The following is a 26069-nucleotide window of genomic DNA, read 5'->3' on the forward strand; positions in this document are numbered from 1 at the left end:
ATATCAATCAATTTCAAAATTATTATCAGTTGAAGAAAGATGAACACGGAATTTGTGAAAAAAATTCCTGTGATACCTCTTGTGTTACTGTGGCTGGCTTATGCCTTACTGGGATGGTATCTGGCTGTACATGACATTATTTGGTTAGCAGGGGCTTTTATTGCTACTGTGGCTCTAGCTGTTGTCCGAAAGAGCAATTCTTGGCTAGAAAACTTAGTGGCATTTGGTTCTAAAACCTTAATTGTTGTTTTATCTTTAAGTGCCTCAATTGCTTTAATCGCAAGTTGGTCACTATTGTTAAGTTTGTTTCTCATCCCGATCGCAACTACATTTTTAGCAGATTTAGAAATGCGTTTTGCCGGCTTCGATAAAAAAGATTCATTCCGGGTGTTAACATTGCTGGCGGGATCGGGTTTAATCGTTGGTGAAATTGTAGACTTGCTACTTTTTCCCAGTAATAGATTCTACTTTTAATTTCAATGTGTTTAGCGATCGCTAAACAGCTATCTTGCCTACTACCAGTGGCTGATTTTTTAGTTTGTTAAAAATACCACCGATGACAGAAGCTTTACTGAGTCATATTTTCTACTATCAGGGATTGAAAAACTGAAACTAGCTAACGATGCGAATACTTCTGGTAGAAGATGATACGGCGCAATTAGAACCCCTACAAACAGCATTGTCTCAAGCTGGACATATTGTAGATGGTATAGAAAACGGGGCGATCGCGCAGTGGGCAATTTCCCAGCGAGACTATGACTTATTAATATTAGACTGGATGCTACCGGAAATAAGTGGATTAGAACTATGTCGTCAGTATCGACAAGCTGGTAAAACAGCACCTGTTTTGATATTGACAGCAAAAGACACCACTGGCGCAAAAGTTACAGGCTTGGATGCTGGCGCAGATGACTATCTGGTAAAACCGACAGATTTGTTTGAGTTATTAGCCAGAGTGCGAGCTTTAGGTAGGCGATCGCCTGTTTGGCAAGGAGAAAAACTCCAACTTGCTGATCTACAATTGCACATTTCGACTCTGATAGTAGAGCGGGGTCAAGCAACTGTAGAGTTATCTACCCGTGAATTTCAGTTACTAGAATACTTGATGCGCCACCCATATCAAATTTTAAGCCGTAGTCAAATTGAACAAGCCTTATGGCAGTGGGGTAGCGAACCAGAGAGTAACGCGATGACAACCTTGGTACGCCGTCTGCGCCAGCGTTTACAGTTGTTAGATGTAGCAGACTGGCTGGAAACTATTTACGGTATGGGCTATCGCCTAAATCCTGGTAGGGAAAAATGTAGCAAAGTGCTGAGTGCTGTTAGCGGTAGCGGGGCGTTCAGCCCGTGCTGAGTGTAAACCCAGAAAACTTGCGTTTAATAGCTTTTTTTAGGATTAGCGATCGCTCAACAAATAATTGAAGCAGACGGCGGTCATCTCAGTGTCAAGAGCGAACTAAGTAAGGCAAATTAAGTTGCCTTTGTGACAGTTACACATCCGTTGTCATTTTCTAGTCACATTTATTGTTAACCATAAAAAAGTAATTCATGTTTTCCATTACTCATTACACAGTAATAGGTGACAGGTGACAGGGAACAGGTGACAGAGTTCAATCATTTTTAAATTGGTGTCAATGTGAATAGACATGAAAAGTACAGTTTACTTGAAGGTTTAGCAGATACCGCAGCACCTAAGCCATCACTGACACTATCAGATGCTGTCGCGTTGATTGTCGGTATCGTGATTGGTGCAGGGATTTTTCAAACTCCCGCCTTGGTAGCAGCACAAGCAGGTAGTGGCCTTGCTGTACTAATGTTTTGGTTGATCGGTGGTGTGGTTTCTCTGGTTGGCGCATTGTGCTATGCAGAGTTAGCGACGACATACCCCGATATTGGCGGGGTTTATTACTATCTCAAGCGTGCTTTTGGGCGGGGAGTCGCCTTTTTATTTGCCTGGGCGCGGATGACAGTCATCCAGACTGGTTCAATTACTCTGTTGGCATTTGTCTTTGGTGATTACGCTTCCCAAATTTGGCAGCTAGGAAACTTTTCACCTTCGATTTATGCAGCATTTGCGATCGCTTTGTTAACTGCTTTAAATATCATCGGCTTGCAACAGGGCAAATGGACACAAAACTTACTAACTTTGGCGAAAGTCTTGGGGTTATTGCTAGTTGTATTAATTGGGTTAACTGCTGCGCCTAATGTTACTCCTCCTGTTGAATCTGCCGCATCAGGAACCTGGGGACTAGCGATGGTATTTGTGCTGCTGTCTTATGGCGGTTGGAATGAAGCAGCTTACATTTCCGCAGAAATTCAAAACCGCCAACGTAACATCGTGCGATCGCTCCTTTGGAGTATTGGCACAATTACGGTAATTTACTTGCTGATCAATCTGGCTTACCTGCGGGGACTAGGATTAGCAAACATGGCCAATTCAAAAGCCGTAGCCGCCGATTTAATGCGTGCTATTTGGGGCGCACCAGGAGCTTGGTTTATCAGTTTATTGATAGCAATTTCGACTTTGGGCGCACTTAACGCCACTGTTTTTACCGGAGCGCGGACTAATTATGCCCTTGGCCAAGACTTTTCCATATTCAGTTTTATGGGACATTGGCGGCAACGTCCTAGCACTCCCAGCTATGCCTTATTATGGCAAGCTGCGATCGCTCTGGCGTTAGTTTTACTGGGTACGTTCACCCGCAAAGGCTTTGAAACAATGGTGGACTATACCGCTCCCGTGTTTTGGTTTTTCTTTTTACTTTCAGGCATATCGCTGTTAGTACTGCGATACCGAGAACCGCAGATTCAGCGACCGTTCCGCGTGCCATTTTATCCTTTCACACCGCTGCTATTTTGTGCAGTCTGTGGTTACTTGCTGTATTCCAGCTTAGTTTATACCGGGGTGGGCGCAGTTGTCGGTGTTTTAGTTGTGGCCGCAGGGCTACCGCTGTTGCTCTGGAATCGTTACCGCCAAGGTAGGGCGTAATTAATCCAAAATTCAACTATTTTTTTTGCTCAAGGAGTAGATTCATGTTCAAAAAAATCCTGCTTTTATTAATTACAGGCGTTAGTATCACCAGCTTAGGAATGGCGGGATGCACCAACACCGCCCAAAAACAAGATTTAGAAGCACAGGTGCAACCGCCTACTCTGACTGGTCAGACTGAAACACCAACAGCCACAACCCAACCCCAAGAACGCCCAGCTGATGTTCCCTATGTACCAACGCCGCAGCCAGTGGTAGATGCGATGTTGAATGTAGCCAAGGTGAGTAAAAATGATGTGCTTTATGACCTTGGTAGTGGTGATGGGCGAATTGTGATTACAGCGGCGCAAAAATATGGAACGCGAGGCGTAGGTATAGATATTAGCCCAGAACGTATTCAAGAAGCTAACGCCAATGCTCAGAAAGCCGGAGTTACAGATCGCGTGCAATTTCGTCAACAAGACTTATTCAAAACTGATTTTAGTGAAGCTACAGTAATTACACTTTACCTATTACCTGAAGTCAACCTTAAACTTCGCCCTCAGCTATTGCAACTCAAACCTGGGACTAGAATTGTCTCCCACGCTTTTGATATGGGTGACTGGAAACCACAGCAAACACTACAGGTAGAGGGAAAAACTATTTATTATTGGGTAGTTCCTGAAGAAATACCAGCTAATTTGCGCTAGAAAACAAGAAACTCCCCGCTTCCTGAATGCGGGGTTTTTTTATAAAAGGTTCAGAACTAACGCGATGTGCGACTTATTTTGAAACCCCTATCCAAACCTCTCACGCCAGTTGCTACAACGGGGGGAACCCCCGCAACGCACTGGCTCCCCTACAGGGAGAGAGGCTTTGAATTTTGCTCCCCTTCCCTGCTAGGGAAGGGGTTGGGGGTTAGGTTTGAGAGAAAGTTGCACACCGCGTGAACTAAGATTACAAATTTAAAATAACTGTTAAAAGGATGTTTAAAAGTCCCTTATATGCAGATCATTGATCAAAAATCAACAAAAAAAGCTTGGGCTAGTGCGATCGCTCAACCTGCAAAAGAATTCCCTCTCACTCCACTGCCAATACTTTCTGGTAAAATCCCGGAAGGTTTGCGCGGTACACTGTATCGCAATACTCCAGCACGGTTAGAACGTGCTGGTATGCGTGTGGGTCACTGGTTTGACGGTGATGGTGCAATTCTTGCTGTGAATTTTACCGATACGGGGGCTACTGGTGTTTATCGCTATGTGCAGACTGCTGGTTATCAAGCAGAAAGCGCAGCCGGTAAGTTTCTCTATGGCAATTATGGGATGACTGCACCTGGTCTAATTTGGAATCAATGGCGCAAACCCGTAAAAAATGCTGCTAATACCTCTGTGTTGGCATTATCAGATAAATTATTGGCACTTTGGGAAGGAGGTCACCCCCATGCACTTGACCTGGAAACTTTAGCAACTAAAGGTTTAGATAATTTAGGCGATTTAAACGAAGGATTATTCTATTCTGCTCACCCTAAAGTTGATTCCCAAACTGGAGAAATTTTTAACTTTGGCATTACTCCTGGACTGAATGCTACGTTAAATGTTTATAAAAGTAACTTTACTGGCAAGATTATCCAAAAATCAAAGTTTGCATTAGCAGGTATTCCTCTGATTCATGATTTTGTTTTAGCAGGAAAATATCTCATCTTTTTTGTTCCTGCGGTGCGCCTCAAGATATTACCAGTTTTACTAGGAACTAGTAGTTATAGTGATGCGCTAAAATGGCAACCGGAAATAGGCACTCAAATTTTGGTGATTGACCGCGAAACTTTGTCTTTGGTAAGTCAAGGAGAAACTGAACCTTGGTATCAATGGCATTTTGCCAACGGTTACGTTGATCCAAGTGGTGCGGTGATTGTGGATTTCACTCGTTATGATGACTTTCAAACAAATCAGTATCTTAGCGAAGTCGCCGCAGGAAAAACCCGTACTGCTGCTAAAAATAGATTCACACGAGTAGTGCTTCAACCCCAAACAGCCAAAGTCACGGCAATTGAGACATTATTAGACCGAACTGGTGAATTTCCCAATGTACCACAGCAAAATGTCGGAAAATTCTCGCGCTACACATATATGTCTTTATTCCGCCAAGGTACAGATATTAGTCAGGAACTATTAAATGCGATCGCCCGCTTTGACCACAATACCGCAACTCTCATCGAAGCTAACCTAGGCGAAAATCGCTATCCTTCCGAACCTCTACCCGTTCCAGATGCCAACAATCAGCAGAGTTGGGTGCTAACTGTGGTGTATGATGGCAATTTTGATCGTAGCGAAGTTTGGGTATTTGATAGCGATCGCCTAGACGCAGAACCTGTCTGCACATTAGGCTTACCTAGCGTCATAGCCCACAGTTTCCACGGTACTTGGAAATCTAAAAATTTAGTGTAAAAAGTGGCGAATACCAGTCAACACCATAACTAAACCCAGTTCATTAGCAGCTTTGATCGAATCTTGATCGCGTAAACTGCCTCCTGGTTGAACAATAGCAGTAATTCCAGCAGCTGCGGCTGTTCTGACAGAATCATCAAAGGGAAAAAAGCCATCACTGGCGAGAGTTGCACCTTGAGCTTTGTCACCAGCTTGTTCTAAAGCTATTTTTGTTGAACCAACACGGTTCATTTGTCCTGCACCTACACCTAGAGTAGTGCGATCGCTTGTTACTACAATGGCATTAGATTTTACATGTTTGCAGACTTTCCAAGCAAACAGTAATTCTGCTAACTCATCGGGTGTGGGTTGACGTTCTGTAACCACTTGCCATTTACTAGTGTCAGCAATAAGATCATCCGCCGCTTGCACTAAGAAACCACCAGCAATTTGTTTAACTAAAGTCTTGGGGCCACTACTCAAATCTGCAAGCGTCAAAACTCGCACATTAGATTTCTTCGCTAAAATTTTTTGTGCTTCTTCGTCACAGTCAGGTGCAACCACACATTCTAAAAACGTTTTAGTTAACTCGCTGGCTGTAGCCGCATCAATCGGACGGTTGAGGGCGACAATTCCACCAAACGCAGAGGTAGAATCAGCAGTAAAAGCCTTTTGGTAAGCTTCGACAATGGTATTTCCCAACGCCGTACCGCAAGGATTAGTATGTTTAATAATCGTTGCAGCTGGTGTATCTGTGAACTCTGTAATGATGCGGCGGGCGGCTTCTAAGTCAACTAAGTTATTGTAACTGAGTTCTTTACCTTGGAGTTTCGTTGCTGCTGCCCATCCTGTGGGTGTAGCGCCAGTTTGATACCAAGATGCTGGCTGATGGGGGTTTTCACCGTAACGCAGAGATTGTAATTCAGTACCGCTGAGGGTATGTTGTTGTGTACCTGCGAGGTAAGAGGCGATGGCTTGGTCATAACTCGCGGTATGTAAAAATCCTTTCAACGCTGCCTGTTGACGAAATTCTAACGAAGCTTCCCCATTATTTTGTCGTAGCTCTTGCAGATATTCATCATACTGTGCCGGGTCACATAATACCGTCAAATGGGCAAAATTTTTCGATGATGCGCGTAACATCGCCGGGCCACCAATATCAATCTGTTCAACAGCTTCAGCTAGTGTCACCCCTGGTTTAGCAATAGTCTCCTCAAACGGATAAAGATTCACCACCACCAAATCAATCGGGCGAATTTGGTTATTTTCTAAATCTGTAATATCTTGAGGTACATCCCGCCTAGCCAAAATTCCGCCATGAATGCGCGGATGTAGTGTTTTCACCCGTCCACCTAAAATCTCCGGCGAACCTGTATAATCAGAAACCTTTGTCACTGATATTCCTGCATCCTTAAGGGCTTTGGCCGTTCCCCCACTGCTGATTAAATCAAATTCAAATTCTTCAACTAAACTACGGGCTAAGTCAATTAAACCAGTTTTGTTAGATACACTCAGCAGTGCTAGACGCGCCATGTCTCAATTCCTCAGATGCGAAAGACCATCAATTTTTACATAACCCCTGCTTCACTTCAAGAGCATTGGGGATAATTCGTGACCCTTCGCGCGACTCTACAATAATGTCTGGGGCTAATTTTTCACTACACCCCACACCCTAGTTTTGGTCATCAAGATAAGCTAATCGTTATTTAAATTGCACTATTTTCATGGTAAATCAAAGCTGCAAACCCTATCCCTTGCTCCCTGCTCCCCGCCCCCTTGCGGCCTCAATGTGCAAATTAAATGCTTAACAGCTTGTTACCCCAGCCACTTGCTACTAGTGGCGCTACATCGGTATATTTACCACACATAGCTATGATGCTTTAAAGATTGCGGCTACAACTAAGTTATTATTCATGCCGTGATCATTTCAACATTTGCATCTCAACAACCAATGGTAAACTCTACTCTCGTGACCACACTCTATGTCAACCCTGCTACAGGAAAAGATACTAATGATGGTTCACGGTTGAGTCCGTTTAAAAGTCTCACCCGTGCTTTAAGAACTAAAACACCCATCATTATTCAACTAACATCGGGGACTTACAGCACTGCTAATGGTGAAAAGTTTCCTTTGGTGCTGACTGCGGGGGTGACAATCATTGGTAACGAAGCGAATAAAGGTGTAGGAATTGTTATTTCTGGGAGTGGTGAATATCAAAGTCCGAGTTTTGGCGTACAAAATATCACTTTGTTGTTGTTAGGTGATGCCAATCTCTTGGGTGTGAGTGTGACTAATCCCATTGCTAAAGGCACTGGTGTGTGGATAGAGTCTTCAATTCCCTATGTAGCTAACAATACCTTTGTTAACTGTGGACGAGAAGGAATATTTACGACGGGAAATGCCAAACCAGCCATTTTAGATAATGTGTTTGTCCAAAATGCTGCTAGTGGTTTGTTTATAGCGCGTAATAGTAAGGGGGAAGTCCTAAGGAACACCTTTCAAAAGAATCCTTTGGGTATAGCAGTTACCGACTCAGCCGCGCCATTAATCGCCAATAACAAATTATCAGATAACCGGACGGCGATCGCTCTTTCTCGTGATGCGCGTCCGGTACTGCGACAAAATTTAATCATGAAAAATGCTCAAGGTGGGCTGTTAGTCAACGCTAACGCTATTCCAGATTTAGGTAACAGCCAAGATACTGGTGGTAATATTTTTCAAAATAATGGCGAGTTTGATATCCAAAATGCCGCTTCACAACCGCTAATTTCCGCAGGTAATCAGTTAAATCCTACCTTAGTCAAAGGGCAGGTAAATTTCATCGCTGCCACAGAAGATTCTCCAAGAACAGTTTTAGGTAGCAGCAGTTTTCCTGATTTAGCTGGACACTGGGCAGCAGCTTTTGTGGAAGCATTAGTGAGTAGAGGTGCAATTAGTGGCTTTCCTGATGGCACTTTTGGCCCCAATGCGCCCATCACTCGCGCTCAATACGCCGCCGTTTTAGCTAAAACTTTTCAGTTACCAACCAGCACAAAACCGCATAAATTTCCTGATGTGAAGCCTGATTTTTGGGCAGCCGTAGCTATTTTGAGTGTGGCTGAACAAGGCTTTATCAGAGGTTTCCCCGATGGTACATTTCGCCCAGGACAAAATCTTACCAAGGTGCAAGCGATCGTATCAATTGTCAACGGGTTAAAATTTACAGGCGGAAACCCGAATGTGTTAAGTGTATACCGCGATCGCGCCCAAATTCCCAGCTATGCCACTAATGCTGTCGCTGTCGCCACTCAAAAACTACTGGTAGTCAATTATCCCCAATCTGAACTTTTAGAACCACTGCGAGATATCACCCGCGGTGAGATTGCCGCTTTACTGTATCAAGCATTGGTTGCCAACAGCAAAGAAAAAGCGATCGCCTCGCCTTATATTGTTAGTCCCGATGGGGAAGTTCCCACCTTCGCCGACTTAACCGGACACTGGGCTGAACCATTTATTCGCGCCCTAGCCAGCCTGAATTTAACCCAAGGTTTTGCCGATGGAACCTACCAGCCAGATAAACCCATGACTCGCGCCCAGTATGCAGCTTTGGTGGCGGTGGCTTTTAACCCGCCTCCCAAACGCCCAGCAATCGAATTTATTGACGTAAACCCGAATTTTTGGGCTTACAAAGCTTTACAAATTGCCGCCAGTGGTGGTTTTGTGAGTGGATTTAGCGATCGCACCTTCCGCCCCGATCAAAATGTCCAAAGGCTCCAGGTGATTGTTTCCCTTGTCAACGGACTAGCTTTACCCGCAGCCCAAAGCAATGGTTTACTCCCTTACACTGACAGTAATACAATTCCTGAGTATGCTCAGAAAGCCGTTGCAACTGCTACACAACAAAACATCATTGTCAACTATCCCCAGCCTAAACTTCTCGCACCAACACGCGAAGCCACACGGGCGGAAGTAGCTGTAATGGTTTATCAGGCTTTAGTTGCCATTAACCGCACACCGAATATTAATTCACCCTATATTGTTTCGACAGCCAACAATTGAGCAAGTAGAATAAAAAACACTGCTTATACACTTGGAAACTCTTGGTTACTAACCCTATAGCTAAAAACACGCTAGGCTATAGGCGATGGGTCGAAAATTTATACCTGTTGCCTGAAGCCAATAGTCCCATGTTCACCAAAGCCCCAGAAACTTCTGCCGAATTGGCAGCTGCTCTACTCATTCATTACAGTTTCGACCTCACTGGCTATAGTGCCATTGAGCTAGTTAACCGTTGGCAAAATCAATATCCTCTAGATTGGCTGCACCTAGCAGTCATTGAAGCGCTGTATCAAGGTCGCTATAAAGCTATTTCCGTGCAGCAAATCCTCGCATTTTGGCAACGACGAGAGCAGCCAATACATCATTTCAATATGGAATTTGAGCGCCTGATTTGTAGTAAATTCCCCGAAATCTTAACTGCACTGACTACACCTGCTAATGAAGATGTTATCTCAGAAAATGTAGCGAATGTTGCCAATTTGCCAGGAACATCTGCTGCTAATGATGAGTATGAGCAGAGTCAAAATGCTTCTGTACAAGTGATCCCCAGACAAACGCAGACAGTATCTAGCAGAGTAGAGAGCCAGCGAGTCAAGAACCTTTTGGCATCTTCGACATTGAGTGCTACGACTACGGGTGTTAAATCCAGGTTGAATTCACAACCGATGCTGCCCAACGGCAATTCATCATCAAACCCTGACAAACAGCCAAAGTTGCTGACATCTTCAGTTAATCATCCGCCAATTGGGCAATTTACTCCAGAAACAAGCGATCGCTCAGAATCATTTACATCAAAACTCAAAGCTATCTTTAACGAAAAGCCCCAACGTGTTCCAACTCACAGACAACTTGATATCCAATCATAGTCTACAAAGTTGGTAAATCTCGCAATCAGAAAAATTTACAGCGGATTTAAAGTTTGTGAAATATGGCAGTAGCCAAGGCAGTTAGGACATCGGCCAATGATAAAACTCATGCACTAAAAGACTTTTAACCCTGTCACCTGTCACCTGTCACCTGTTCCCTGTCACCTGTTCCCTGTCACCTGTCACCTGCTATATCTGCTGCAATTATGACCCTGCTTGTAGAAACATTGCAGGTATTAATTTCTTGTTAGAAAAATAAAAAGCGTTACGCGAAATGGGACTTCGCATCGCTGCGCTAACACGTCTCTACATTGATTGTTGTATCTTTACTTTTGCCTTTTACCTTTTTATTTTTTACTTATTCGGTGAACGCTAACCTAACCATAAAGAAAATTTTATTTAATATTAAATAAAATTTATGCTGATTTTTACTAAAAGATTAAGTAAATAGCTTATTTTGTCTATAGCAAAATCAGTTTTTTAAATTAATTAAACTTCTGGATGTTGCTGAATAAGGTGTGAATCCTTATAGAGCCGTTGCTCCAAAACGGCTTTATAAGGATTTAGAGGTTACGGAAAATCATTTTTCTGCATAGAATCAGCAGCACCAAATAATTTGTGATTTGACATTTATTTTATTGCAGATATCTCAGCAATGAAGTAGATGAAATTTTTGCTGTCAAACAAATTTAAGCCCAAGAAACAGACATTTTTAACCCAGGATTTTTCAGATGGTAACAGTCAAATTTAATATTTGGGGGAACACGGCGATTAATCTTTCAGGGCGGATTAATTCCAGTGAGCCGACCTATGCGATTATTCACGGCTACCAAAGCACTGCTGGTAACGCCGGAAATAACTTTACACCCGCAGATTGGGTGGCAAACATCGCCCAAACTGTTCGACAGCGTGAGTCTAATGCAAATATCGTTTTGGTAGATTGGGAAGCAGGAGCTAGTTCCTTGTTTTATCCGACTGCTGCTGGCAATACACGAGATGTCGGTAATCAGTTGGCTACCTACTTAAGAAATAACGGCGTAGATCCAATTTACACTAACCTAATTGGACATAGTTTGGGAGCGCATGTAGCTGGCTTTGCTGGCGCTGCTTATCGTGGAGCTACAGGACGTTCTATAGCTCAAATAGTGGGATTAGATCCAGCCGGGCCTGAGTTTGAAGGCACAGCAACCAGCGATCGCTTAGATCCCAGTGATGCTACTCGTGTTACAGCTTTACATACCAGCGAAACTCTAGGCTATGATGCGCGGTTAGCTAACCTAGACCTCTACATCAACTGGAATGACCTTTTTCAACCAGGACAAATCAGTTTTGTTGGCAATCATAGCTATGCCCATACCCTGTATACACAGTTACTTCAAGGCAATAGCTTCACCCAGTCCAACGGCACTCTTCTGAACTTGAACACACTACTCAACGGTGGATTTCTGGGTGAGAAATTTACCAGCACCAGAAATAATCAAACTATTGTTGCGCTCAATCTTGTTGGTACTACTGGCAACGATACCCTGGCGGGTGGTGCAGCTAGTGATACCATCCGTGGCAATAGCGGTAACGATTACATTACCGGTGGCGACGGCAATGATTTCCTGTTTGGGGATAGCGGTAGCGATCGCCTGAATGGTGGAAGAGGTAATGATTCCGTATTCGGTGGGACTGGTAGCGATCGCCTGTTTGGAGATGAAGGTAACGACTTACTAACAGGGGCAGATGCAGGAGTAGGCAGGGGTTTTGGCGAAATTGACCGCTTGACCGGTGGTGTAGGGAGCGATCGCTTTGTCCTAGGTACTACTGCGGGTGTCTTCTACAGCGATGGCAATACCAGCACTTCTGGTCTAGGTGACTATGCCCTAATTACCGATTTCAATGCCTTGCAAGACACAATCCAATTATCTGGCTCCAGGTCTAGCTATAGCTTGGGAGCAGTACCGACTGGTTTACCTACAGGTACAGGTTTATTCCTGAATGAAAGCACTTTTGAACTAATTGCGATCGTTCAAGGCTCCACTGGCCTCAGCCTTAGCGCCAGTTATTTCGTAACTGTCTAATAAATCAATCATCACCAAACATCCTTAAAAATTCAGGAGAAGACAATGACTTTATCAAGACGTAAATTTTTTACCATGGCCGGAACCGGAACAGCTGGTGCTGTCCTCTTATCTCCATTACAAGCTTTTTACGCCAAGCGTGTTTTAGCTGCTGGGCCTTACGGTACTTTGCTAACTGACCCTCTGGGTGTTCTAGATTTACCATCTGGATTTTCTTACCGGAGATTATCAGAAACGGGGCAAACAATGAACGACGGCTACAGAGTTCCGGGTGGTCACGACGGTATGGCCGCCTTTGCTGGAGCCAACGGTAATACAATTCTCATTCGCAACCACGAACTCTCTCCAAGTTCTAGCAATCCTTTGAACGCTCCTAATAGCAGCAAGTACAATACCAGTGCGCGGGGCGGTTGTACTAAATTGGTTGTTAATTCTTCCCGCAATTTGGTAGAACATCGGGGAGTTCTAGCGGGAACCATTCGCAATTGTGCCGGTGGACCTACACCTTCAGGGTCTTGGTTAACCTGCGAGGAAACCTTTGAAACCAACAACAACAAAAGGCATGGTTATGTGTTTGAAGTTCCCAGTAGTGCCAATACTTTTGTTAACCCCGTTCCACTAACAGCAATGGGGCGTTTTAATCACGAAGCAGCGGCTGTAGACCCCAACACAGGGTATATCTACATGACAGAAGACCGGGGAGATGGGCTATTTTATCGCTTTATTCCCAACCAACCCAATAACCTGAGTGCTGGCGGCTCGCTACAAGCTTTAAGAATTATCGGGTCGTCTGGAATCAACACAGCTACGGGTTTCCCCAGAAATACACCTAGAAATGTAGACTGGGTACAGATTACTAATCCTGACCCCAGCACTGATAGCGTCAGAACAGAAGGATATAACAAAGGTGCTGCCAGATTTTCCGGTGGGGAAGGCATTTTTTATGGCAGTGGTTATGTCTACTTCACTTGCAAGAGTGGTGGTAGTTCTGGAGATGGTCAAATCTGGCGTTATTCCCCCGCGAATAATACTGTGGAACTGTATATTGAACCCAACAATTCTGGTGTGCTAGACAATCCAGACAATATTGTGGTTTTCCCCAATCGTGACATCTTCCTATGTGAAGATGGCGATGGTACTGATTTTATCTTAGGTATCACTCCCACAGGCTCACTTTATAAATTTGCTCGCAATCGGTTGAATACCAGTGAATTTGCTGGGGTTTGTTTCTCACCTGATGGGCAAACCATGTTTGTCAATATTCAATCACCAGGAATTACTTTTGCTATTTGGGGCCCCTGGTAAAACTTAGGCAAGGTAGGGGCGCACAGCTATCTATGCACCCCTACTCAATACATTTGGGTTAATATCTCCATCTTGTTCAGATCCCCCCAACCCCCCTAAAAAAGGGGGGGCTAATAACCCTCTTTTACCCACTTTTTTAGGGGGTCGCCGCAGGCGGGGGGATCTGAATCTAGAATGACCAAACCTTTATCCGAAAAGTATTGCACCCCTACTCGTATATTTAAATTAAAGTGAGCTAGATGAAGCTCTCCCCAACCCCTCTCTGACGTGAAAAGCTATGGTGTACACACAAGTCTCTTAGTCAGCAATATTAATACATCGCCTTGCAATGTTAATGCCTAGACAGTCATTCCTTTGACGGAAGTTATTACTAACCAAAGCTATTACTGTACTGATTAGTAGCACTATTAGCTAAGAGTAATTGACTGATGTTTAAGTTTCTCCAACAAGTTAGTAATTATGCTAAACACACCATTCTAGCTGGTCAATATATTGGGCAAGGTCTCTCAGTAACTTTTGACCATATGCACCGCCGTCCAGTTACAGTACAATATCCTTACGAAAAACTCATTCCTTCTGAACGATTTCGTGGTCGAATTCACTTTGAATTTGATAAATGTATTTCTTGCGAAGTTTGTGTTCGTGTTTGTCCGATTAACCTGCCAGTGGTAGATTGGGAATTTAATCAAGAATTCAAGAAAAAAGAACTCAAACATTACAGTATTGACTTTGGAGTTTGTATTTTCTGCGGCAATTGTGTAGAATTTTGCCCAACAAACTGTCTGTCATTTACTGAAGAATATGAGCTTTCTGTTTATGACCGTCATGAGTTAAATTTTGATAGTGTGGCGCTGGGAAGATTGCCTGAAAAAGTTACTCTAAATCTAATGGTGACAGCGCTACGAGAATTAGTTTACTTGCCTAAAGATGTGTTAAATCCTCATGGAATTCCGGCTGATGAGCATCGAGCGGGTTTACTACCATCTGAGATGTTGGAGCAAGCTAGAGAAGATAAGGATGATGTTAATTAATTACCAACCATTTTACATTTATTTATGACAGAAGTAGATGTTAACTTTATCTAGAGCGATCGCCTTTAGATTAAGTATTCTTCAAAGAAATGACATTAATCCTAGCCTTAGATTTTGGTGGTACTAAGTTAGCAGCCGCAGTGACTCAACTTGGTTTTCGTGAATGGTTGCGTTATGAACGTCATCTATCACCAGTAGATGGTAATGCTACCACTGATTTAGAAATTATGCGATCGCTCATTCATAGTTTACTACAAGGTGAAACTCCGGCTGTTATTGGTGTTAGTTTCGGTGGGCCTGTGGATGCTACCACAGGAATAGTGCGACTGTCTCATCATGTCCCCGGCTGGGAAAATCTTCCCCTCAAAGACTTACTAGAAAAGGAATTCGGTGTATCTGCAAGTGTTGATAACGATGCCAATGTAGCCGCTTTAGGTGAACATCGTTTTGGTGCTGGTCAAGGATACGATAGCTTGTTTTACATCACTGTTAGCACTGGTGTTGGTGGTGGTTGGATTCTGAATAGTCAACCTTGGCGTGGTACAGCCGGAATGGCTGGTGAAATTGGACACATGGTTGTCAATCCTGCGGGGCCAGTATGTTTATGTGGTAAGCGGGGATGTGTAGAACGTTTGACATCAGGCCCTTACATGGCGCTAGATGCTAAAGAGTATTTATTAAAACAATCAAATCACTTCCAAGGTAAAAAATTACGCGCCTTGGTAAATAATAATTTGGATTTGATTACCGGAAAAATTATCAGTGATGCTGCGGCTCAAGGAGATGATTTAGCAGTAAATATTCTGCACACTGGCGCTTGGGCTTTGGGTGTGGGTATTGGTAATGTAGCGAATTTGATTAACCCACAGCGATTTATTTTGGGTGGTAGTGTGACTAAAGCTGGGAAAAATTGGTGGAATACGGTACAAAATACGGCGCGTGAGACAGCATTACCAGAAATCGATTTTGAAATTATCCCTGCGGCTTTGGGTGATGATGCACCACTTTGGGGTGCTGTGGCTTTAGCGGAATCAGTTTTAACTTCTAGATAATGTTCTCATAATCCGCCAAGGAGAACCCAACAAGGAAAAAACATGACAAAAACCAGGAAAAAATACTGGCTCAATTTCCGCATCTGCCATAATTCTTTCCAGTTCGACATCACTCAGTGGTTCTTCCCAAAGTCCATGTTCTACAAGATTATTAGCATGAAAGATGATGCGATCGCGTAAAAAATTTAATTGCTCATCTCGTGGTGCTGCGGGTACTCGAATCGTCAGGGGAAAGTTACCAAATAAAACCACCACTTTCCCTAATTTATGTTTTGGCATATTTTTTAGATTTTTTTTAACCAGTTTAAGATGTATTTTTAATAGTTACTGTTTTCCTTATAACTTTGTTGCATTTTCTTAACTTCGTCATAAAGTACCTAAATTATCTGTAAACAATAATATCCCCGACTTCTTTAAGAAGTCGGGGATATGAGAGTTACCTATTGCCTTTTAAATAATCCTACAAGACAGATGATTTATTTTCTGTTTCTTGGATAAATGATTCAAACTGACCATTAGGTGTCCATTGAATAGCACCATCACGGCCTGTTAAAAAAACTTGGGTTTGGTTGTTACTAAGTTCACTAGTAATTTTAGGATTAAAATTAGTAGAGGTAGCGATAGCTACTTTTGGTTGAAACAATTTGATTAAATCTTTCAAAGATTCAGGACTACACCACAACACTTGTGGGCGAGGTAAACTTCCCGCCTTAGCTAATCGTTCTATTTGTTGAGGTTCAACATTACCTACTAATAACCAAGTTTGATTTTGAATTTGTAAATATAAAATAGGCAATTGTTCTTTAATTAATTGTACAACTGTATCACCTGTAGCAATTTGTTGTCCTGGTGCTAGAGGTTGGTAGATACCCTGATGCTTTTGAATTTCCTGTTGAATCTCCTGATTAGCAAGGCTAGTTTCTGGCTTGAGAGAATATTTGTAGAAATTTTTGATAGGTAGACTTTGCAGCACTTCCAACCAAGCATTACTATTGCTGTTGTCAAAATCACTAGCGATCGCCCAGGCAATTTTACTCACACCTTGCTGTTGCAAAAATGGTACGATTGTGTAGCGTCCTGTCCCTTCATTTCCACTATTAATTAAGGTAACATTCCCTTTGTCTTGAATAATTACAACTGGTTCTGCACCTGCTTCTAAGACTGTGACTCGAAATAATGTATTTACAGAATGCCAAGCTGGGACAAGTATTAAACCAAATGCCATTAAACTAGCAAACCACCAGCGTTGTTGCCACCATTTAAATAGGCAAATCAAGAGAATCAAAGTATAAATCGCTAACATCTGCCAAGTTGAAATACTACCGACAACTAGTGAGTTTCCTGGCAAATTACTAAAAAATTCTACTAATTTAATTAGCCAATCACTGGGATAGTGTAGTACCCCAGCTATTGTACTGCCAATAGCTGGAAAAATTAATGCCGCGATCGCACTAACAATTCCTCCAATACTAATGATGGAAATGAATGGCGTAGTAATCATATTCAGCAGCAAACTGTAAGCAGGTACTACCCCAAACACAGAAATTTGCAAGGGTAAAGTCCAAATTGTCGCCGCTAAAGGTACAGCAATTAAAGAAGCGATCGCAGGTGGAACCCAATTCAGTCTTTCAGTGATTGCTGGTACAGTTACAATTAATCCTAATGTTGCTAAAAAACTCAGTTGAAATCCTAAATCCCAAATCCACAAAGGGTTAAATAACAATATTAATGTTGCGGCTAATAATAGTGATCCAAACTGTTTGACTTTTCGATCTAATATTAAACCAACTAAAGCTGCACTACCCATAATTACGGCTCGAAGTACCGCAGGTTGAAATCCTGATAAGCTGAGGAAAATAATTAAACCTAAAAAACCGCAAATAAATTGAGTTGCTTTATTTGTACGTTTTGTTAGCTGTAATATTACACCTAAAATTAAAGAAGTTTGAAACCCAGATGCCGCCAAAGCATGAGCCATACCTGCTTTGACAAACAAATCACGAATATCGTAAGGTAAATCAACGGCTTTGCTACCCAAAACCATTGCACTTACAAGCGCTCCTTCGGGAATTCCTAAACTCCGAACTTGTGATTTTAAAATTCGCTCCCGGATTTGCCACCATCCCCATTTACCCTCATCATTGACAATATTTATTTGCCTTCCTATCAAACCAGCAAATGCTCCTTCCTGCTTGAGATACTTTTGAAAATCGAAAGCACCGGGATTAGAAGCTGATTTTGGTTTATATAAAGTCCCTGTTACCGCAATCTCTTGTCCAGGATGTAGGCCAGTAGCTTGAAGTATCGGTAAAGTCACATACAACTTACCTGTCACACCTTTTGGTACATTTGCTGGGCCTTTGCCATTTTTAACTTCATCTAACTGAGTCGCTGCTAACCAAAATTGTCCCCGTTGACTGCGAGTCAAACGCGGATTACTTTCTACTTCGCCGCGAACAATTACCAGTTGTTCTTGATTAGCACGATTTTCGGATGGAACAAATTGACTAATATCTTTTACACTTGGTTGTGGCGATCGCAATTGCAAATACATAGTTGCCAGCAATCCTACCACACCAGCAACAATCCAGATTCGTGGATGAGGAAGTGATTGCCAAATATTGGGTGTAGTTTTACTTTTGCTTCCCGTGCTTTCTTGTGGCTGAGATGGAGTTTTGCGTTTTCTCAAAAATACTGCTCCCAGTATCGCCAGAATTAAAATCCACGCTCCACCCCAAGGAACGGCTGTAAACAACAACCCTAAAATATAACCTAGGCAAATAATCACACCACTCATCTGAATCATAAGGCATTAAAATTTTCAACTAACAAGCACTCCAGAAAAACCTTGATGCTTTTGGTGAAGTATAGTTCATTAGATTTATACAAACAAAGCCCGCAAATGCGAGCTTCGTTTGTGTAATTAAGTCTGACTCTTGAAAAATTACGACAGCATTACAAAGATATACCCAGGTTAAACCCTAATACAGCGTGCAGAAGCATAATACCAAGTGCCACAGTGCCTAAATAGGCATGAGTAGCGCGTAAAGCAGTTTTACCGCCGGCAAAGCCACTTAAAGAAATTACACTATTAATCAATAGCAGTATTAGTACAACAGAACCAGTCCAAAAATGGGGACTTTCAAAAATTGGCTGACGCTGCATCACCAAAGATAGAACTCCGCCAGTGTAACCAGCCGCCATAAAGAAAAACATCCAAGGTGCAAGTAGACGATGCCCCACGCGGTTTTTAACCGACTCATCTTTATCCTCAGCCAGTCTACTTCGCCAACCAGTCCATCCTACATAGCTACCCATCACAAAAACTACGATCGCCATCATCAAGGGATGTCCCCAATGTACAATCGGTTCAGGTAGTCCTAGAGTACGGAACCAAGCTGCAAGAGGTTCTAGAGCTTCACTAAAGTTAACCATATATATTCACATTTTTTACAGGATTACAGTACTTTTTTTACCACAATCTTAAGTATTGTAAATAATAATTAATTTTTTGAAGCAGACAAGCGATGTCTGACGACAAGAAGCCGAGCTTCTACGCATTTCTAAGAGGATGTTTTAACAGTTAAGTAGAAAGGTGGAAATAAACCGAACTATGTAACGGAAAGTAAAGTAGCTTGAAAACCTCTTCCCTTCTGCCTTCTGCCCTCTGCCTCCTGCCTTGTCATAACGACAATTTTTAACACCGACCTACTTAAGTAGTCGGACACAATAAAATTCATGGGTGGAGATAGGTGACAGGTTACAGTCAAAAATTTGTGTAATTAATTCTGTCTGATTACTTATTGATTACTGTTTACCAGCCCCTTCTGAGCGCAGGGCTGTTTCATTCCCTTGGGTTGGACAAAAATTAGCAAAAGTAAAAGCTACACTGCATAGTAAGCACAGGTAGATCGGAACCTGTTTTGAGACTAATTTCGGCATCAAAAATCCAATGCAATTACCTAATCCCCTAAAACAATCCTCCTTCCTCCAAAGGCTACAGTGGGTGATTGACCCTGTAGGATATATGGAAAAAGCAGCCTGCCAATATCCAGACATTTTTACTTCTCTGAGCATTGGTTCTAATAATCCAGTAGTATTTGTGACAGAGCCGCAGGCAATACAAGAAATTTTAACCAATGACAGAAAAAAGTTTGCGGCTTTGGGAGAGCAGAATCGCATTCTGCGCCCGATAGTCGGGGACTATTCTATCTTTTTGTTAGATGGCGATCGCCACAGAAAGCGGCGACAGTTAGTTATGCCATCTTTTCATGGGGATAGAATGCGAAACTACGGTGAGCTAATCTGCAATCTCACTGAAAAAGTCTTTAACCAGTTACCCGTAAATCAGGTATTTTCTGCGCGTAAGCTGACACAGGAAATTTCGATGCAGGTGATCTTGCAGGTTGTATTTGGTGTTTATGACGGTGAACGAAGTCAACAACTCAAGCAACAATTATTCAAAGTGGCAGATTTATTTCGCTCGCCATTGACTTCTAGCTTTCTGTTTTTCCCCTTCTTGCAAAAAGATTTAGGAAGTTGGAGTCCTTGGGGTAAGTTTTTACGAGATCAGCAGCAACTTGATCAATTAATTTACGCTGAAATTGCCGAACGCCGAGCCGAAAATAATCCAGAGCGAATTGATATCCTCTCCCTGTTAATGTCATCTCAGGATGAAGCAGGTAACTCAATGAGCGATCGAGAATTGCGTGATGAACTGCTTACCCTATTATTAGCAGGATATGAAACTACAGCTACAGCAATGGCTTGGGGTTTATATCTGATTCACCAAAAACCAGAAGTCCGAGAAAAACTGCTGCAAGAATTGGATACCCTTGGTGACTCACCAGATCCCATGAGTATGTTTCGCTTACCATATCTCACAGCTGTCTGTAACGAAACCTTGCGAGTTCGTCCCGTTGCTATGTTGACGTTTGCCAGGGTAGTACAAGAACCTGTGGAACTATTGGGATACTCCTTAGAGCCGGGTACAGCTCTTTTTGGCTGTATGTATCTCACTCATCAACGTGAAGATTTGTATCCAGAACCAAAGCAGTTCAAACCAGAACGTTTTCTCGAACGCCAATTTTCTCCTTATGAATTTATACCTTTTGGTAGCGGGGCGCGGCGCTGTCTGGGCGAAGCTTTGGCTGTATTTGAAATGAGGCTAGTGTTAGCAACCATCTTGTCAAAATATCAACTCGCGCTGGCTGATAATCAACCAGAAATAGCTCGCCGTCGAGGTGTTACTTTAGCGCCAGCCCGTGGTGTCAAGATGGTAATGACTGGAAAACGTGCGCGTCAAGAATCTCCAGTTAGTCTGGTAAATGTTTAAACAACTGTAGGGAGGTAGCAATGCTACCTCTCTACTATTGACCATTGACTATTGACAAATGACCAAATTAATATCTCGGATGCAGGCGGTACAGTCACCGATAATTCCTGTGGTTGGGGAACTGATTCAAAATTCTCCCGGAACCATTTCTCTAGGACAAGGTGTGGTTTCTTACAGTCCACCACCAGAAGCTATTGAACTTTTACCAAAGTTCCTAGCCGAACCTACAAATCATCTCTACAAAGCAGTTGAGGGAATTCCCCCTTTATTAACAGCACTGACAGCAAAATTGTCAACTTTTAACGGGATGGAAATTAATGATGACAATTGCATTGTTGTGACAGCCGGAAGCAACATGGCGTTTATGAACGCTATTTTGGCGATTACTTCTCCTGGTGATGAAATTATTCTCAATACGCCTTACTATTTCAACCATGAAATGGCGATCGCAATGGCTGGTTGTCGTCCGGTTTTGGTAGATACTGATGAAAATTACCAATTGCGTCCAGAAGCATTAGCCCAAGCAATTACGCCTCAAACAAAGGCTATTGTAACAATTTCTCCTAATAATCCCACAGGAGTTGTTTATTCTGAAGCAGCATTACGCCAAGTAAATCAAATGTGTAGCGATCGCAATATCTACCACATCAGCGATGAAGCTTACGAATATTTCACTTATAACGGTGTCAAGCATGTTTCACCAGGCGCATTTGCTGGTAGTTGCAATTATACAATTTCTCTTTACAGTCTTTCTAAAGCCTATGGTTTTGCTAGTTGGCGCATTGGCTACATGGTAATTCCTAAACATTTACTTGTTGCTGTCAAAAAAGTTCAAGATACAATTTTGATTTGTCCGCCTGTGGTTTCTCAGTATGCAGCTTTAGGCGCATTGCAAGCAAAAGATGATTATTTAAAGGAAAATATCGGAGCAATTTCCCAAGTACGCCAGTTAGTCATAGACTCGCTGAACAATCTCCAAGGCTTATGTACTATTGCTCAAGCCGATGGCGCTTTCTACTTCTTTCTCAAAGTGCATACCCAAATGGATGCTTTTGAGTTGGTGAAAAGATTAATTCAAGAATACAAAGTTGCTGTAATTCCTGGTACAACCTTTGGGATGGAAAACGGCTGTTATTTACGAGTTGCTTATGGGGCGTTACAACCAGATACAGCAAAAGCAGGTATAGAAAGATTAGTTCAAGGTTTGGAAAATATTATAACTCGTGAATGAGTTTTGGATAAATTTGCGTCTTTTGCAGTTCGTAACCAAACTTTTTTAACCGTGTAGCTATAGAAATCATATTTGATTTCTGAAAAAACTAGGAGATAATACGGAGATAAATTTGTATCTAGCAGCGAACAATGATAAACCAGCATCTACAACCTAAGATCGGAGAAATATAAGAATTTATTGATCGAGCGTAAAACCCCATCCCTTTATGGGTGGGGATGTAAGCGAGTCAGGGACTCTGGTAAAATACGATTATCTACCTGAGACATGACATTTCTTAAATGCAACACCAGTTGTTGAAGAATAAGAAAAAGTGGTTTGTCGGTGATGGTAGAAATAATTGAATCTGTATTCACTCTCGTGAAATGGATTCAAATTCTTCTCCCTACAAACAGTTCGGCTGTGCCGGGGAGACAGGGTACGGTTAATTACCCGTATGTTTCAACCGATTGTTTCGGTTAGTTACAAGCCGCATCCCCTTGTGGGTGGGGCAGTTGACAGATCATTGTTTAACGTGAGTTCGACGGAGATCAAAAACCCCTCTCCATAGCTTGCTTCTCTTACGAGACGCTACCGCGAACCCGCAGGGTACCTCTCCCCTGCAAGGAGGAGCCGCTGCGTTGCGCGGGTTTCCCGCGTTGTAGCAAGTGGCGTTAGAGGCTTTAAAACTCAGAGTTTTCCGTTGAAAACTAGTAATATTTCTGCCCCTCTCCGCGTCGGAGAGGGGTTGGGGAGAGGTTCATCGAATTCACGTATTGTTTAATCGTTTTACTCACACTACAGGAGAGTCTTCAAATTTATAGCCAACCCCAACAACAGTTTTAATAAACGAAGGGTTAGCTGGGTCAGGCTCAATTTTTTTCCGCAACCGCGCTACATGAGTATCTACAACTCGCTCGTCACCAAAAAAATCATCACCCCAAAGTTTGTCAATTAACTGGGTACGGTTCCAAACTCGCCCAGGATTACTGACAAATGTGCTTAACAAATTAAATTCGAGGTTTGTTAAATCTAGAATTTCTGGCTGTTGGGAATTTAACTGACGAGAAGCCGTGCGTTGTTCAATATCTACGATAAAGTTTTGAGTACGAGTTACCTGATGTTGTCCTCCTTGACGGAGACTACGCCGCAATAGCGCCCGCACCCTAGCCACTAATTCTCTGGGGCTGAAGGGTTTAACCATATAATCATCAGCACCAGTTGATAGACCAATCACGCGATCAATTTCTTCGCCCTTGGCTGTTAACATCAGAATATAAGGGTCTTTTGTACCAGCTTTTTGCCGAATTCTGGCACAAACTTCCAACCCATCCAACCCAGGAATCATTAAGTCCAGGATGATTAAATCAGGTGGTTGTTCCTGAAACATCCGCAAGGCGTTCACACCATCACGGCTCGTATGACAAGAAAATCCTTCCTTTTCTAAAGAAATTTGGATTAACTGAGCAATTTCAGGTTCATCCTCAACAATTAAAATATCCATTGCAATTAGGATTTAGCGGAATACGCAGAGTTATTTCCTGGCTTGTTATTGTACTCCAAAAACCTGTGATAGGTAGGAGTAATGAAATTTACAGGTGAGAATTAGAAAGCGATCGATAGTTGTAACCCAAATGGGAATCCTTTTGAATTTCTTGTTTAATGCTATCAAGATCAATGAAATAATCAGCAACATCAATCAAACTATCGCTGGTCATAGGTCGCAAACTCACAACTTCTACCCGACCTCCTTTGCTAGTGACAGCTTCAACAGCATAAGCTAAAGCGCCATCTCCGCTGACCAAGATAGCAGTATCGTAATAGGGAGCTAAAGTGATCATATCGACAGCAATTTCTACATTTAAATTGGGTTTTTTGGAATTGTCTGTCAACTGAACTTCTTTGGTAAACACTCGATAACCATTTCGCCGCATCCAAAACAAAAAGCCTTGTTGTTTTTCATTCGCCCTTGGACGTGCTGGAGTTTGTCGTGCAACATCAACTATCGTGTAGAAGAAAGCTCGCAACAATCTCGAACCAGAGGTTAAACGACAAAGCAATTTGAGATAGTCGATTTCAATACCTAGTTGTAAAGCTGCATGAAATAGATTTACACCATCAATAAAAATCGCAACTCGTCCACGATTTAATCCGTTGACTGTAAGATTTTCAATTCTAGGTTCTCTCTTGGAACAATTTTCACTTTTGAGAGGACTTTTCAACACGATTTTCCCTGATGAAGGCGATTCTTGTTCAAGGGGTTTATATACATTTCTGGCTTTGGTAAAATTAGTGAAAGTCATTGACTCCTCGGAAATTTTAAATTTGTGAAGGTTGTTGAGAAATTACCAAGAAAGCATCTGTGCTAGTTTATCTACCTAGCAGCAAATGATGTTAAGCTATTTGTGACTAAGCTGTTATCTGTCTAAGTTACACATTGATTTGTAGGGTTTGTATTGTGTCATTGGTCATTTGTATTGATTAGAAAAACTGAAACAATGACTAATAAATATCTACTTAGAAGCAGTAGCTTAGTACACAGAAACTGTGTTAATTGTGCAGATTCCAATGATGAACGCCCCAGAGTTTTTAACTCTTATCAGAGCTAGTTTTACGCGATATTCCCTTTGCCTACGAATATACGGCTCTTTACTTATTCCTACTGCATCTCAACTTACCACAAGATGCTGTAAGGTGAATAGCGAAGAGCGATCGGCTTCTATATCTTATTGTACAACTGGATGGCAAAATCAATCAATCAAGGCAAAATTTGGATATTGCGATCAAGAGAGATAAAAAACTCAAAATGCAGAAGTTACAAGGACAACATTCTGAATGTAAAAATTTAAAACTATATATTTAGATTGATGGCATTTATATTTTTTTAAACTTAGTAGTAATCTCAATTGCAGTAATATTTGATGATATCTGCTATTTAAAGTTTATTTTTTGACAAATTCCATCAAATCTGTGGTTAACAAATTTGTAGCCAGGATTACTTATCAACTTAACCTTTAATTGTTCTTAAGATGGAGTGTTTTGATGGGGTAATAGAGCTAAATTTATATCTAGACTAGTCCACAAAAATGTCTTTGCTCATCTCCTCCAGTGGTTGTTTGACCCCGGAGGATATTTTTTGAGGAATTTATGAAAATTATGGCAGTAATACAGGATTAATTGGTTATCACATTTGATAACTCGGTTTTGTGAACTAAATACTTATTTAAATAAAAAATTAAGAAATGATGTAATTTTTGATAGTTCTCTAGTGCTATGATTTTCCCTGTTTCTAGGGAAGTTTTACGTTTTTATTCAGAAATAACTTTTACATATAGATACTTAGAAGCCTCTAAGCTCCTAATATTGCGAAAGTGGCTTTTGTACCACTGACAATATTATTCCACAAATTTTACTGTTGGTGCGACTAGACAAGGCTGTACTATGCCCTGGATCTTGACTTTAATATTTAAATCCACTAACCGCCTGATTTACTCTTTTAGAATAAAATTAAATCAGCGATCGCTCACTGAGCCAAATACTGAACAATAGATTCAAAATCCTCCCTTATACTCACTTTTAGTCAGCTTGTATCTTGAGTGAATTTTTGAAAAAATAACCTATAGAATTATAACTGGTGCTGAAATGTGAATGCTAAGACTAAAGACATACGTCTTTAGTTGTATTGGGAATGATATATATTTATCCGACAACATCTGACAGTTTTTTGACTTCTCTTTGCTGACATCTCTGCTTACGCTGAAAAATCGTTGTCAA

The 26069-nt window shown here is 41.9% G+C and carries 20 protein-coding genes and 1 pseudogene; 13 read left to right on the plus strand and 8 right to left on the minus strand.

What is annotated here, in order from left to right:
• Nucleotides 1-39 precede the first annotated feature (39 nt).
• From IQ259_RS01660 to IQ259_RS01680, 5 genes are all read left to right on the plus strand, one after another.
• Nucleotides 40-474, plus strand: coding sequence for a hypothetical protein (locus IQ259_RS01660; RefSeq protein ID WP_193879887.1), 435 nt, complete (start codon nucleotides 40-42; stop codon nucleotides 472-474).
• Between the two features lie 148 nt (nucleotides 475-622).
• A complete protein-coding gene (gene rppA / locus IQ259_RS01665; protein WP_193879891.1) occupies nucleotides 623-1354 on the plus strand; it encodes a two-component system response regulator RppA in 732 nt (243 codons plus the stop codon).
• A gap of 282 nt (nucleotides 1355-1636) precedes the next feature.
• Nucleotides 1637-2989: an amino acid permease gene (locus IQ259_RS01670; protein WP_193879895.1), complete on the plus strand. Its 1353-nt coding sequence runs from the start codon at nucleotides 1637-1639 to the stop codon at nucleotides 2987-2989.
• Nucleotides 2990-3033: 44 nt separating this feature from the next.
• A complete protein-coding gene (locus IQ259_RS01675; protein ID WP_193879900.1) occupies nucleotides 3034-3678 on the plus strand; it encodes a class I SAM-dependent methyltransferase in 645 nt (214 codons plus the stop codon).
• A gap of 294 nt (nucleotides 3679-3972) precedes the next feature.
• Nucleotides 3973-5412 carry a carotenoid oxygenase family protein gene (locus IQ259_RS01680; RefSeq protein ID WP_193879905.1) on the plus strand — a complete coding sequence of 480 codons (1440 nt, stop codon included), beginning with the start codon at nucleotides 3973-3975 and terminating at the stop codon, nucleotides 5410-5412.
• On the opposite strand, the gene purH is transcribed toward IQ259_RS01680, so the two are convergent.
• Entirely contained in the window at nucleotides 5404-6924 is a 1521-nt protein-coding gene (gene purH / locus IQ259_RS01685; protein WP_193879923.1) for a bifunctional phosphoribosylaminoimidazolecarboxamide formyltransferase/IMP cyclohydrolase, read from the minus strand. The genes IQ259_RS01680 and purH overlap by 9 nt on opposite strands.
• Nucleotides 6925-7342: 418 nt before the next feature.
• Here purH and IQ259_RS01690 point away from each other — a divergent pair, with 418 nt between their 5' ends.
• The 6 genes from IQ259_RS01690 (at nucleotide 7343) to IQ259_RS01715 (ending at nucleotide 15750) form a co-directional block, all read left to right on the plus strand.
• The gene (locus tag IQ259_RS01690) at nucleotides 7343-9430 is read left to right on the plus strand and encodes an S-layer homology domain-containing protein (RefSeq protein ID WP_193880112.1); all 2088 of its coding nucleotides are present in this window, start codon (nucleotides 7343-7345) and stop codon (nucleotides 9428-9430) included.
• 128 nt (nucleotides 9431-9558) lie between these two features.
• Nucleotides 9559-10296 (plus strand): hypothetical protein, encoded by a 738-nt coding sequence (locus IQ259_RS01695; RefSeq protein ID WP_193879927.1) that lies wholly within the window; start codon nucleotides 9559-9561, stop codon nucleotides 10294-10296.
• A gap of 731 nt (nucleotides 10297-11027) precedes the next feature.
• Nucleotides 11028-12362 (plus strand): hypothetical protein, encoded by a 1335-nt coding sequence (locus tag IQ259_RS01700; protein ID WP_193879931.1) that lies wholly within the window; start codon nucleotides 11028-11030, stop codon nucleotides 12360-12362.
• A gap of 45 nt (nucleotides 12363-12407) precedes the next feature.
• Nucleotides 12408-13667: an alkaline phosphatase PhoX gene (locus tag IQ259_RS01705; protein ID WP_193879934.1), complete on the plus strand. Its 1260-nt coding sequence runs from the start codon at nucleotides 12408-12410 to the stop codon at nucleotides 13665-13667.
• 428 nt (nucleotides 13668-14095) lie between these two features.
• Nucleotides 14096-14698: an NAD(P)H-quinone oxidoreductase subunit I gene (gene ndhI / locus IQ259_RS01710; RefSeq protein ID WP_193879937.1), complete on the plus strand. Its 603-nt coding sequence runs from the start codon at nucleotides 14096-14098 to the stop codon at nucleotides 14696-14698.
• Between the two features lie 89 nt (nucleotides 14699-14787).
• Complete coding sequence (locus IQ259_RS01715) at nucleotides 14788-15750, plus strand: ROK family protein (protein ID WP_193879940.1); 963 nt, start codon at nucleotides 14788-14790, stop codon at nucleotides 15748-15750.
• Here the strand turns inward: IQ259_RS01715 and IQ259_RS01720 are convergent.
• From IQ259_RS01720 to IQ259_RS01730, 3 genes are all read right to left on the minus strand, one after another.
• A complete protein-coding gene (locus tag IQ259_RS01720) occupies nucleotides 15736-16029 on the minus strand; it encodes a hypothetical protein (protein WP_193879944.1) in 294 nt (97 codons plus the stop codon). The genes IQ259_RS01715 and IQ259_RS01720 overlap by 15 nt on opposite strands.
• A 181-nt stretch (nucleotides 16030-16210) precedes the next feature.
• Nucleotides 16211-18556 (minus strand): ComEC/Rec2 family competence protein, encoded by a 2346-nt coding sequence (locus tag IQ259_RS01725; protein WP_193879949.1) that lies wholly within the window; start codon nucleotides 18554-18556, stop codon nucleotides 16211-16213.
• Between the two features lie 149 nt (nucleotides 18557-18705).
• On the minus strand, nucleotides 18706-19185 hold the full coding sequence (locus tag IQ259_RS01730; protein ID WP_193879951.1) for a DUF4079 domain-containing protein: 480 nt from the start codon (nucleotides 19183-19185) through the stop codon (nucleotides 18706-18708).
• 517 nt (nucleotides 19186-19702) lie between these two features.
• On the opposite strand from IQ259_RS01730, the gene IQ259_RS01735 reads away from it, so the two are divergent.
• Together IQ259_RS01735 and IQ259_RS01740 are read left to right on the plus strand one after the other, a co-directional pair.
• Nucleotides 19703-21085, plus strand: a complete 1383-nt coding sequence (locus tag IQ259_RS01735; RefSeq protein WP_193879953.1) for a cytochrome P450 — start codon at nucleotides 19703-19705, stop codon at nucleotides 21083-21085.
• A gap of 58 nt (nucleotides 21086-21143) precedes the next feature.
• Entirely contained in the window at nucleotides 21144-22316 is a 1173-nt protein-coding gene (locus IQ259_RS01740) for a pyridoxal phosphate-dependent aminotransferase (RefSeq protein WP_193879956.1), read from the plus strand.
• Between the two features lie 206 nt (nucleotides 22317-22522).
• On the opposite strand, the gene IQ259_RS01745 is transcribed toward IQ259_RS01740, so the two are convergent.
• The 4 genes and pseudogenes from IQ259_RS01745 to IQ259_RS27000 form a co-directional block, all read right to left on the minus strand.
• Nucleotides 22523-22672, minus strand: coding sequence for a hypothetical protein (locus IQ259_RS01745; RefSeq protein WP_193879959.1), 150 nt, complete (start codon nucleotides 22670-22672; stop codon nucleotides 22523-22525).
• A 416-nt stretch (nucleotides 22673-23088) separates the two neighbouring features.
• The gene (locus IQ259_RS01750; RefSeq protein WP_193879963.1) at nucleotides 23089-23799 is read right to left on the minus strand and encodes a response regulator transcription factor; all 711 of its coding nucleotides are present in this window, start codon (nucleotides 23797-23799) and stop codon (nucleotides 23089-23091) included.
• Between the two features lie 88 nt (nucleotides 23800-23887).
• Nucleotides 23888-24598 carry an NYN domain-containing protein gene (locus tag IQ259_RS01755; protein WP_193879968.1) on the minus strand — a complete coding sequence of 237 codons (711 nt, stop codon included), beginning with the start codon at nucleotides 24596-24598 and terminating at the stop codon, nucleotides 23888-23890.
• Between the two features lie 933 nt (nucleotides 24599-25531).
• A pseudogene (locus IQ259_RS27000) lies at nucleotides 25532-25738 on the minus strand (IS701 family transposase); the annotation flags it as partial.
• Between the last annotated feature and the right edge of the window lie 331 nt (nucleotides 25739-26069).

Origin of the sequence: Fortiea sp. LEGE XX443, from assembly GCF_015206815.1 — a bacterium.
GTDB lineage: Bacteria > Cyanobacteriota > Cyanobacteriia > Cyanobacteriales > Nostocaceae > Nostoc_B.

Excerpts from the sequence above, each read along its gene's own strand:
- IQ259_RS01660 (WP_193879887.1), top strand. The coding sequence starts at position 40 with ATGAACACGGAATTTGTGAAAAAAATTCCTGTGATACCTCTTGTGTTA.
- rppA (WP_193879891.1), top strand. The coding sequence starts at position 623 with ATGCGAATACTTCTGGTAGAAGATGATACGGCGCAATTAGAACCCCTA.
- IQ259_RS01675 (WP_193879900.1), top strand. The coding sequence starts at position 3,034 with ATGTTCAAAAAAATCCTGCTTTTATTAATTACAGGCGTTAGTATCACC.
- IQ259_RS01680 (WP_193879905.1), top strand. The coding sequence starts at position 3,973 with ATGCAGATCATTGATCAAAAATCAACAAAAAAAGCTTGGGCTAGTGCG.
- purH (WP_193879923.1), bottom strand. The coding sequence starts at position 6,924 with ATGGCGCGTCTAGCACTGCTGAGTGTATCTAACAAAACTGGTTTAATT.
- IQ259_RS01690 (WP_193880112.1), top strand. The coding sequence starts at position 7,343 with ATGGTAAACTCTACTCTCGTGACCACACTCTATGTCAACCCTGCTACA.
- IQ259_RS01695 (WP_193879927.1), top strand. The coding sequence starts at position 9,559 with ATGTTCACCAAAGCCCCAGAAACTTCTGCCGAATTGGCAGCTGCTCTA.
- IQ259_RS01700 (WP_193879931.1), top strand. The coding sequence starts at position 11,028 with ATGGTAACAGTCAAATTTAATATTTGGGGGAACACGGCGATTAATCTT.
- IQ259_RS01705 (WP_193879934.1), top strand. The coding sequence starts at position 12,408 with ATGACTTTATCAAGACGTAAATTTTTTACCATGGCCGGAACCGGAACA.
- ndhI (WP_193879937.1), top strand. The coding sequence starts at position 14,096 with ATGTTTAAGTTTCTCCAACAAGTTAGTAATTATGCTAAACACACCATT.
- IQ259_RS01715 (WP_193879940.1), top strand. The coding sequence starts at position 14,788 with ATGACATTAATCCTAGCCTTAGATTTTGGTGGTACTAAGTTAGCAGCC.
- IQ259_RS01720 (WP_193879944.1), bottom strand. The coding sequence starts at position 16,029 with ATGCCAAAACATAAATTAGGGAAAGTGGTGGTTTTATTTGGTAACTTT.
- IQ259_RS01725 (WP_193879949.1), bottom strand. The coding sequence starts at position 18,556 with ATGATTCAGATGAGTGGTGTGATTATTTGCCTAGGTTATATTTTAGGG.
- IQ259_RS01730 (WP_193879951.1), bottom strand. The coding sequence starts at position 19,185 with ATGGTTAACTTTAGTGAAGCTCTAGAACCTCTTGCAGCTTGGTTCCGT.
- IQ259_RS01735 (WP_193879953.1), top strand. The coding sequence starts at position 19,703 with ATGCAATTACCTAATCCCCTAAAACAATCCTCCTTCCTCCAAAGGCTA.
- IQ259_RS01740 (WP_193879956.1), top strand. The coding sequence starts at position 21,144 with ATGACCAAATTAATATCTCGGATGCAGGCGGTACAGTCACCGATAATT.
- IQ259_RS01750 (WP_193879963.1), bottom strand. The coding sequence starts at position 23,799 with ATGGATATTTTAATTGTTGAGGATGAACCTGAAATTGCTCAGTTAATC.
- IQ259_RS01755 (WP_193879968.1), bottom strand. The coding sequence starts at position 24,598 with ATGACTTTCACTAATTTTACCAAAGCCAGAAATGTATATAAACCCCTT.